Annotated in this window: 8 protein-coding genes and 1 pseudogene; 5 read left to right on the top strand and 4 right to left on the bottom strand. The window is 64.0% G+C overall.

The features are described 5' to 3' along the window. Positions 1-95: 95 nt before the first annotated feature. On the bottom strand, positions 96-1,154 hold the full coding sequence (locus ENZ75_RS12345) for a glycerophosphodiester phosphodiesterase family protein (protein WP_013532209.1): 1,059 nt from the start codon (positions 1,152-1,154) through the stop codon (positions 96-98). Between the two features lie 96 nt (positions 1,155-1,250). Then, entirely contained in the window at positions 1,251-2,459 is a 1,209-nt protein-coding gene (locus tag ENZ75_RS12340; RefSeq protein WP_013532210.1) for an acyltransferase, read from the bottom strand. 123 nt (positions 2,460-2,582) lie between these two features. Between ENZ75_RS12340 and speB the strand changes: the two genes are divergently transcribed. From speB to ENZ75_RS12325, 3 genes are read left to right on the top strand one after another with little or no spacing between them, the layout of a single operon-like run. Next, positions 2,583-3,590, top strand: coding sequence for an agmatinase (speB, locus tag ENZ75_RS12335; RefSeq protein ID WP_013532211.1), 1,008 nt, complete (start codon positions 2,583-2,585; stop codon positions 3,588-3,590). Positions 3,591-3,620: 30 nt separating this feature from the next. Continuing rightward, positions 3,621-4,547 carry an N-acetyl-gamma-glutamyl-phosphate reductase gene (gene argC, locus ENZ75_RS12330; RefSeq protein ID WP_013532212.1) on the top strand — a complete coding sequence of 309 codons (927 nt, stop codon included), beginning with the start codon at positions 3,621-3,623 and terminating at the stop codon, positions 4,545-4,547. Beyond that, complete coding sequence (locus tag ENZ75_RS12325) at positions 4,544-5,386, top strand: aminoglycoside phosphotransferase family protein (RefSeq protein WP_199489656.1); 843 nt, start codon at positions 4,544-4,546, stop codon at positions 5,384-5,386. Before argC ends, ENZ75_RS12325 begins: the two co-directional genes overlap by 4 nt. A 25-nt stretch (positions 5,387-5,411) precedes the next feature. On the opposite strand, the gene ENZ75_RS12320 is transcribed toward ENZ75_RS12325, so the two are convergent. Then, a complete protein-coding gene (locus ENZ75_RS12320; RefSeq protein ID WP_082826667.1) occupies positions 5,412-6,503 on the bottom strand; it encodes a COX15/CtaA family protein in 1,092 nt (363 codons plus the stop codon). 198 nt (positions 6,504-6,701) lie between these two features. Here ENZ75_RS12320 and ENZ75_RS12315 point away from each other — a divergent pair, with 198 nt between their 5' ends. After that, complete coding sequence (locus ENZ75_RS12315; RefSeq protein ID WP_063167779.1) at positions 6,702-6,917, top strand: DUF2842 domain-containing protein; 216 nt, start codon at positions 6,702-6,704, stop codon at positions 6,915-6,917. A gap of 15 nt (positions 6,918-6,932) precedes the next feature. Here ENZ75_RS12315 and ENZ75_RS12310 read toward each other — a convergent pair whose 3' ends face one another. Continuing rightward, positions 6,933-7,991, bottom strand: a complete 1,059-nt coding sequence (locus ENZ75_RS12310) for a polysaccharide deacetylase family protein (protein WP_063167778.1) — start codon at positions 7,989-7,991, stop codon at positions 6,933-6,935. A 91-nt stretch (positions 7,992-8,082) separates the two neighbouring features. On the opposite strand from ENZ75_RS12310, the pseudogene ENZ75_RS12305 reads away from it, so the two are divergent. After that, positions 8,083-8,656, top strand: a pseudogene (locus ENZ75_RS12305) (GNAT family N-acetyltransferase); the annotation flags it as partial.

The raw sequence follows: 8,656 nt of genomic DNA, 5'->3' as shown, positions 1-8,656 counted from the left end.
AGGATGCGCTTAGCGAACTGGACGGCGTGGCGCTAGCGGCTTGAAGCTAACCAATCTCCCCCCTCGTGAGGGAGATTGGCAGCGTCAGCCGCCGCTTAATTGATGCTCGCCGTATTCGCCGGCTCAACCGGCCGCGCCTCGTCGGCATAAGGCACGCGAAAACCATTCGCGGCCAGCCAGTCGATTGCCGCCTTCGGCTCGTCGGTCTGGATGATGGTGGCGCCGCGATCGGCCCAGAAACCCCAGCTTTCGCGCGGCAGGCTGGCCTGCACCGCCAGTTCGTCGCCGCGGCCGCCGGCGAGGAAGCCGCCCGGTTTGTTGGCGATGGCGTAGGTGTCGGCCCAGATGTGCCAGTTGCCCCTGACTGCGGCCGCGCGCATGCGCGTGCTGAACAGCGGCCCGCCCGTCTCGGTCAGCGTCTCGGCGCCTGCCCGCCAGTTGATCAACTCGATCGCGCGCGGCGAGAAGGCGCGGTCGACCGTCCCGGCGAAACCGGCGTCATGCACCGCGTCATCGGCGATGATCGGCATGAACTGGAAGCCGCCGCCAATGGTCTCCATGGCGGCCTTGACCGTGGAAATCCGTTGTGAATTCCACAGGTTCTCCTTGACGATGACCTGTTCGGCCATGCCGAGACCGCGAGCGACCGCAATCATGCCCGGGAGGGCGCCGACGTCGAGCTTGTTGTCGAGGTTGATGAGGATGCGGTTTCTGGTCGCCATCAGCATCTCGTGCAGCGTCGAGACTGTTTCACTTGTCGCCGCACCGGTGCCCTCGACCACCAGCCGGCATGTCTTCAGTTCGGCCAGCGTGTACATGACCACCTCGCCCTTGCAGGTCGTGGTGCGGTCGAGCCAGCTGTCATGCATGACGACGAACTCGCCGTCCTTCGAGCGCCTGATGTCGACCTCGACGATTTCGGCGCCCATGGCGATCGAGCCCTCCACGGCGGCAATCGAATTTTCCGCGTAGAGCGTCTTGCCGGCCTGCATGCTGCCGGCGCGATGCGCAGCCACCATGACGTGATCGCGCCATTGGTTGGCATGCTCGAAGCGGTCGAGGATCTGTCTGGCGCGGGTCTCGCCGGCCAAGGCCTGGCCAGAGGCGGCTGCCACGGCCGTGTAAAGCAGAAAACTCAGCCAGATGGTCCGCATCGAGAATCGCTCCTTGCCGGATCGACACCCGGATAGGCGACGCCCGTGACATCTGGGTGAACGAAGCCGGCTAGCGGAATACTCGCAGCAGGTGCGTCAGATGCGTTTCGAGAGCCTGCGGAACCACGCCATGGCCGGCATCTCGACAAAACGCCAGGTGATCCAGGAGGCGGCAATGGTAGCGGCGAGCATGACGACGATCGCCACCGCCCCCGTCCAGCCGGCACCGAAGCCGGTGGCAGGCTGGCCGCGCAGCATGAAGTCGCCGATCAGGCCAAGGCCGAGCTTGCGCTCGACGAGCCCCGCGACGTTGATCAGGCGCGCCTGGACGAAGATGTGGACCATGTAGATCGAATAGGACAGCGCGCCGAGCGTCAGCATGAACGGGGCTCTGAGCAAGGCGCTGATCCAGCCACCCTCATGGGCGAACAGAAACAGCGCCAGCGCGAACACCAGGGGTGCCGCGATGCCGAAGTCATTGTCGCCCGCCAGCGAAACGAAAAGCACGATGACGGCCACCATGACGATTTCGGCAAGGGTCCAGTCCATCCGCGGGCCGCCCCTGGCGAGAGCCTGTCGCGCCCCTGCAATGGAATCATGCTGAAACCAGGCCAGCAAGGCGCCGAGCGAGAAGCCGTACAGGCAACGGATGAAGCCGAAATCGAAGGACACATCCATATGATGGGTCGAGAAGCCGAGCAGGAACAGCGGCGCGGTGACGGCGGCCGCGACGAACCATATCCAGGCGCGCACGCCGGCGACGAAGACCACGCCGGCAAACAGGAGATAGGCGAAGAACTCGGCCGAAATGCTCCAGCTCGGCGCATTCCAGGTCAATTGATCCTCGAAGCCGACACCCTGCAGCAGAAGGAGATTGGCAAGCAGGCTGTTGAGGTCGAAGCCGCCGGTGAAGGGGGCAGCCCCCGTGCCGTGCAATTGCGGCAGCATCAGCCGCAGCAGCTCGAAACCGGCGAAGGCGGCAAGCATGAGCAGATGCAGCGGGTAGATGCGGCCGAAACGGACCAGGGCGAAACGCGCGACCTGTCCCGGTTGGTTGAGCCGATCGCCGTAGCTGCTGGCGATGACGAAGCCGGAAAGGACGAAGAAGAAATCGACGAACAGGTAGGACGAACCGATGAAGGCGCTTTGCGAAATCGTCGAACCGGTAGGAAAGTGAAACAGCGCCACCAGAAGCGCGCAGATGCCGCGCCACGAATCGAGGACCAGGAAGCGTTCGCCGGCGACCGTGCCGGTGTGGGTCGACGCCGCGGCACGGGTGGGGTTGAGAAACGCGGTCTGCGTCATGATGATACAATCCTGTCTTGCCGTGGCACTCGGGCAGCGCCATTCCGTCTCGCCAAGCTATGACTGGCATCTTCCGTGCCGGTTCTGTAGTTGTTGCAACCCGATGAAAAACGAGGATCCGTAATGGCGAACCACACCATCGACAACGCCTTCACCGCCCGTTCCAAAACGGGCGCCGCGTTCGAGCCGACCTATTCCGGCGCGCTGTCGTTCATGCGGCGCAAATACACCAAGGACGTGAAGGGCGCGGATGCGGTGGTGTGGGGTATTCCCTTCGATGCCGCCGTCACCAACCGGCCTGGCGCCCGCTTCGGGCCGCAGGCGATCCGCCGTGCCTCGGCGATCCTCGACAACGACCCGCAATATCCCTTTTCACGCGATCTGTTCGAGCATCTGGCGGTCGTCGACTATGGCGATTGCCTGCTCGATTCGGGCAACCATCAGAAGACGCCCGGCACGATCGAGCGCGAAGCGGCGAAGATCCTCAAATCAGGCGCCTTCCTGTTGACGCTCGGCGGCGATCATTTCGTCACCTGGCCACTGCTCAAGGCGCATGCCGCCATCCATGGTCCGCTCGCTTTGGTGCAGTTCGACGCCCACCAGGACACCTGGCCGGACGACGGCAAGCGCATCGACCACGGCTCCTTCGTCGGTCGCGCCGTCAAGGAAGGCATCATCGATCCCGACCGGTCGATCCAGATCGGCATCCGCACCCATGCGCCCGACACGTTCGGCATCAAGATCCTCCATGGCCATGAAATCGAGGAGATGCGGGCGTCCGACATTGCCTACGCCATTGTCGACCGCACCGGCGGCAAGAAGACCTATCTCACCTTCGACATCGACTGCCTCGATCCGGCCTATGCGCCCGGCACAGGCACGCCGGTTGCCGGCGGCCCGTCCTCGGCCAAGATCCTGTCGACTCTGCGCCAGCTCAACCAGATCGATATTGTCGGCGCCGATGTCGTAGAGGTTGCGCCGGCCTATGATCACGCCGATATAACGGCAATCGCCGGCTCGATGGTGGCCATGCAATATCTCGGTCTGCTTGCTGAACGGAAAGCCCGGCTTGAAGAGCTGAACAACGGCAATCACAATGGTGCCGCAGTGATTCAGGGTCAGGGCATATAGTCTTGAAAACTCAGGGAATTTGAACAACCCATGAAACCGAAAATCTTCATCGACGGCGAACACGGCACCACCGGCCTGCAGATCAGGGCGCTGCTTGCCGAGCGCGGTGATCTGGAGATCATTTCCATCCCCACCGAGCGTCGCAAGGAAACGGCGGCACGTGCCGAGTTCCTCAATGCCGCCGATGTCGCTATCCTGTGCCTGCCCGACGACGCGGCGAAGGAAAGCGTCTCGCTGATCGCCAACGACACCACCAGGGTCATCGATGCGTCGACCGCGCATCGCGTGGCGGAGGGCTGGGCGTATGGTTTCGCCGAGATGGACAAGGACCAGGCAAAGGCGATTGCCTCGGCAAAGCGCGTCGCCAACCCAGGCTGCTGGCCGCAGGGACCGATCGCGACGCTGCGGCCGCTGGTCACAGCAGGCCTGCTGCCGGCCGATTTTCCGATCACCGTCAACGGCATTTCGGGCTATTCCGGCGGCGGACGGCCGATGATCGAGGACTACGTCGCCAAGGGCGAGGACGCCTCGGAATTCCTGCCTTACGGCCTCACCCTGCAGCACAAGCACGTGCCGGAATTGAGGGCCTATGCAAGGCTGTCGCATGATCCGATCATGCAGCCGGCGGTCGGCAATTTCGCGCAAGGCATGATCACCGTGGTGCCATTGCAACTCGGCGGCCTCGACCATGTGCCGACCGGTGCGGAGCTGCATGCGGCGATTGCCGACCATTTCGCCGCCATCAAGGGCGGTGTGGTCGAGGTGGCGCCCTATGCGCATTCGGAGCGCATGCCGGAGATCGATCCGGAGATCTACAACGGCACCAACCGGATGAAGGTCTATGTCTTCGCCAACGACAAACGGGCGCAGGCCCTGCTGCTGGCGGTCTACGACAATCTCGGCAAGGGCGCCTCGGGTGCCGCCGTCCAGAACATGGATCTGATGCTCGGCCTCTGATGGACACGCCAGCCTTTCCGGCGCGCTGGAAAGTCAGCGCGCCCGAACTCGTTGCCGAGACCTTTTCGAGCCGCATCTGGAAGGTTTTGCGCGAAGACGGATCGCCGGCGATCGTCAAGGCGCTGAAGCCTTTCGATGACGTCGCCGACGAGTTGCGCGGAGAGCACTATCTCGCCTGGCGGCGCGGCGAAGGCGCGGTGCGTCTGCTCGGCCGCGACGGCCACAGCATGCTGCTCGAATATGCCGGTGAAACCCTGCTGCAGCAGGTTCTCGACGAACAGGGCGACTTTGCCGCGACCGCAATCGCGGCGGAGCTGATGGCAAAACTGTTTTCACGGGGGAAAGCCCCCTACCCGCCCGAGCTTCAGCCGCTCCGGGAACGCTTCGCCAGCCTGTTCGACAAGGCGAATACCGATCGCGACGCCGGCCTTGACAGCCTCTATGTCGAGGCAGCCGTCATCGCCGAGCGGCTGCTGGCCGATCCGCACGACATCAGGCCCCTGCATGGCGATCTGCATCACGAAAACATCCTGCACGGGCCGCGCGGCTGGCTGGCGATCGATCCGAAGGGCGTGCTCGGCGATCCCGGCTTCGACGCGGCGAACATGTTCTACAACCCGCTCGACCGGGACGATCTCTGCCTCGATCCGAAGCGGATCGCTGATATGGCCGAGATCTTTGCCAGAACACTGAGCCAGACACCGACCGCTATCCTCGATCATGCCATTGCCTATGGATGCCTGTCGGCGTCCTGGCATCACGAGGACGACAATGCGGTCGAGGAGAATCGCGAATTGTCGATCGTCAAGGCGATCCGGGCGGTGCGGGCAAGCTTCTGATCCGACCCAGTAGATCGGCTCGGGATCAGCCCCTGAGCGCTATTCCCGTCGGCAAGGGATAGGCGCCCTTGGTGCCGCGCCAATGGGCTGCTGCAAAGCCCAGCACGATCAGCGCAAATCCCTGATGGGTCAGCGCCATATGCAACGGCACATGCATGAGCAGCGTGCCGACGCCGATCGAGGCCTGCACCAGCACCAGTAGAAACAGCAGCGTCGCGCGGCGCGCATGCGTCGAGCCTGGCAGCCGCCGGCGCGTGGCGATCATGTGCCACAAGGCCACGACGAATACCGTGTAAGCGCCAAGCCGATGGACGAACTGCACCGTCTTCGGGCTCTCGAAGAAGTTGCGCCATGCCGGCTCGAGGATCAGCAGATCGCCGGGAATGATCTTGCCGTCCATCAGCGGCCAGGTGTTGTAGCTCAGACCCGCATCGAGCCCGGCGACCAGGCCGCCGAGATAGATCTGGATCAGCGCCAGCAGCACGATGAAGCCGGCCAGCCTCTGCGTCGACCTATCGGCGGCAGGCTCGGAATGCGGCGCCAACCCGCGCGCGACCACCATGGTGGCGGTGAAGATCAGTGCGGCAAGGGTCAGGTGGGTCGCCAGGCGGTACTGGCTGACGGAGACCCGGTCGACCAGGCCAGAGGCCACCATCCACCAGCCGATGGCGCCTTGCAGGCCGCCAAGCAGCAGAATGCCCACGAGTTTCCGACCCAGGCCGCGCTCGATGCGGCGCGTTGCCCAGAAAAACAGCAGCGGCAAGGCGAAGACCAGGCCGACGCTGCGCGCCAGGATGCGATGCGCCCATTCCCACCAGAAGATCGATTTGAACGCTTCGATGCCCATGCCCTTGTTGAGCTCGGCATATTGCGGGATCTGCTGGTAGAGCTGGAATTCCTCTTGCCACTCGGCATCGTTGAGCGGCGGGATCACGCCATGGATCGGCTTCCACTGCGTAATCGACAGGCCGGAATCGGTGAGCCTGGTGGCGCCGCCGACCAGCACCAGCGCAAACAGCACCAGAAGCACCACATAGAGCCAGGCGCGCAGCAGCGCCCGGTTATGCAGGTCGCGGTCGCGGGCGACGTATGGCGCGGCAGCTGATATGGCAGCCATGATCTTGTCCCGGCAGGTTGATTTGGCGGATTGGTGGACCATCGCACCCGTGCTGGCAAGACCATCCGGCGCGGCACGCCGTCGCGCCGCGTCTCACCGGTTGCGCAGTCTCGCCTCAAGGCCTATGCGAGGCCGTTACCCCTTGAGCCTGCCAGGCCGCCTGTGCAAATTCCGGCATGCTCGATCAGGAGACCAACCATGCCCCTGCGCCTGAAAAAGCTGATCGGAATGTTTCTGCTGGTGGCGCTGGTCATCATCTATGCGCTGGTCGCATCGATCTTCGCGGTCGCCCGGCTGTCGGAGTCGGGTCCGTGGGTGCATTTCCTGTTCTTCCTGCTCAGCGGCCTGGTCTGGGTGCTGCCGGCAATGGGCATCATCAAATGGCTGATGCTGGAGCCGAGGGCCAAGCGCTAGGCGAAACCGCCAGCGTCAGATGGTGACGACCATCTTGCCGGCATTGGCGAGCGGCGTCGTCACGCCCGACAGCATGGTGCGAATATGGGCGAGGCTCTGATAGCGGCCGTTGACGGAAATCCGCGGCAAAGCCTGCAGGAACCCGGCATGTTCGGCGCGCAGCACGCCGTGGCGCGTCGTCACGGCAGAGGTGTAGCCTGCGTCACGGGCAAAGCCGACTTCGCGACAGCCTACGGCACTCGCATAGCCATAGGGGTAAGCGAAATGGCGGGGCTCTTCGCCCAGTTCGGCCAGCAACATGGCGCGCACGGCGCCGATCTCGTGCCGGGCATCGGCTTCGGAGAGCCGCTTCAGATTGCTGTGGTTGATCGTATGGGCGCCGATCGTCACCAGCGGATGCGCGGCGATGCGGCGGATTTCGTCCCAGTTCATCAATGTGCGCAGGCGCGGACCGTCGGCGTCGATGCCATTTGCGCGAGCCAGATCGCGCAACACCGCCTGCAGGTCCTTCTCGCGGATTTCGGAGGTGAGATAGGCGTGCAGGCGTGCATTGGCCTGCAGCTTCTTCGCGGGGGTCGAGCAATCGATCGTCAGCGGACCCTTCGGCCGCGTCAGCGTCAAGGTATCGCGCGCGTTGACGATGTCCTCGACAACGTCCCACCACAGGTCGGCTGTGCCGTTGATCAGCCCGGGCGCGACATAGATGGTGATCGGCGCGCCGTGCTTCTCCAGCACCGGCAGCGCCTCGACCATATTGTCGCGATAGGCATCGTCGGCGGTGATCGTGGCAAACTGACCGCCTTTGCCGCCCGCCTTGATGCGCTCGACGGCTTCGTCCATGGAGACGAAGGCATAGCCATGCGCCTTCATGTCGGCGATCATGGCATCGAGGAACCCGGGCGCGATATTCAGATGCCGGTTGACGCCGTCCGGCTTTTCCGGCGTCGCGGTAACACGGTGCAGCATCAGGATGGCGCCAATGCCGCCGATGAACGGCTTGGCCAGCGGTGCAAGGCCGGTATAGCGGGCGACGTTCAGCGCCAGTTTCCGGATTGCCTCCCCGCCGTCGATCATTCATTCACCTTTTGCGCCTAGGCTGATCCAAGCACGGAATGCGCCTATGCGAACCCCCAAATCGCGACCAATACGCCCTAAGGATTGAGGTATGGTTGACGCAACTGCGTCATTTGACGGCAATCGGCTTGCGGCAACCGAGGCATCGTCGCGCGCCTTGCCACGGGACCGTGCCGGCCTGTCGATCTCGGTGGCGTCCACGGACGGACTGGCGGCCTATGCCGAGTTCTGCCGCTCGGCTCTGTTTGGTCCGGCGCAGAGTGCTGCCTGGATCCTGAACTGGGCGGCCGAGACACGACCGGACCTGCTCGTCGCGACGCTGAGTGCCGAGGGCAAACCGGTTTTTTCGCTGGCGCTGGAGGTTGCCTCGAAGGGGCCGTTCCGGATCGCCCGCTTCATGGGTGGGCGCCACGCCAACGGCAACTTCGTCGCCGCGGACCCGAACTGGCTGGCCAAGGTGGATATGCCGGCCCTCCGATCGGTGCTGGCGGCCATCGCCGAGGCACGCCCGGACATCGATCTGGTCGCGCTCGAGCGGTTGCTGCCCGATCTCGACGGCGTCGCCAATCCGCTCGCATCGCTTGACCATTTTTCCAGCCCCAATCTGTCGCTGGCCGTCGATCTCGCCGGCGGCTTCGATGCGCTGCTTTCTCGCGCCAGTGGCA

This window comes from Mesorhizobium sp. M7A.F.Ca.CA.002.04.1.1 (assembly GCF_004022805.1).
Classification (GTDB): Bacteria; Pseudomonadota; Alphaproteobacteria; order Rhizobiales; family Rhizobiaceae; genus Mesorhizobium; species Mesorhizobium ciceri.
The sequence above is the reverse complement of the archived record's forward strand: the minus strand, read 5'-3'. Positions and strand labels throughout refer to the sequence as shown.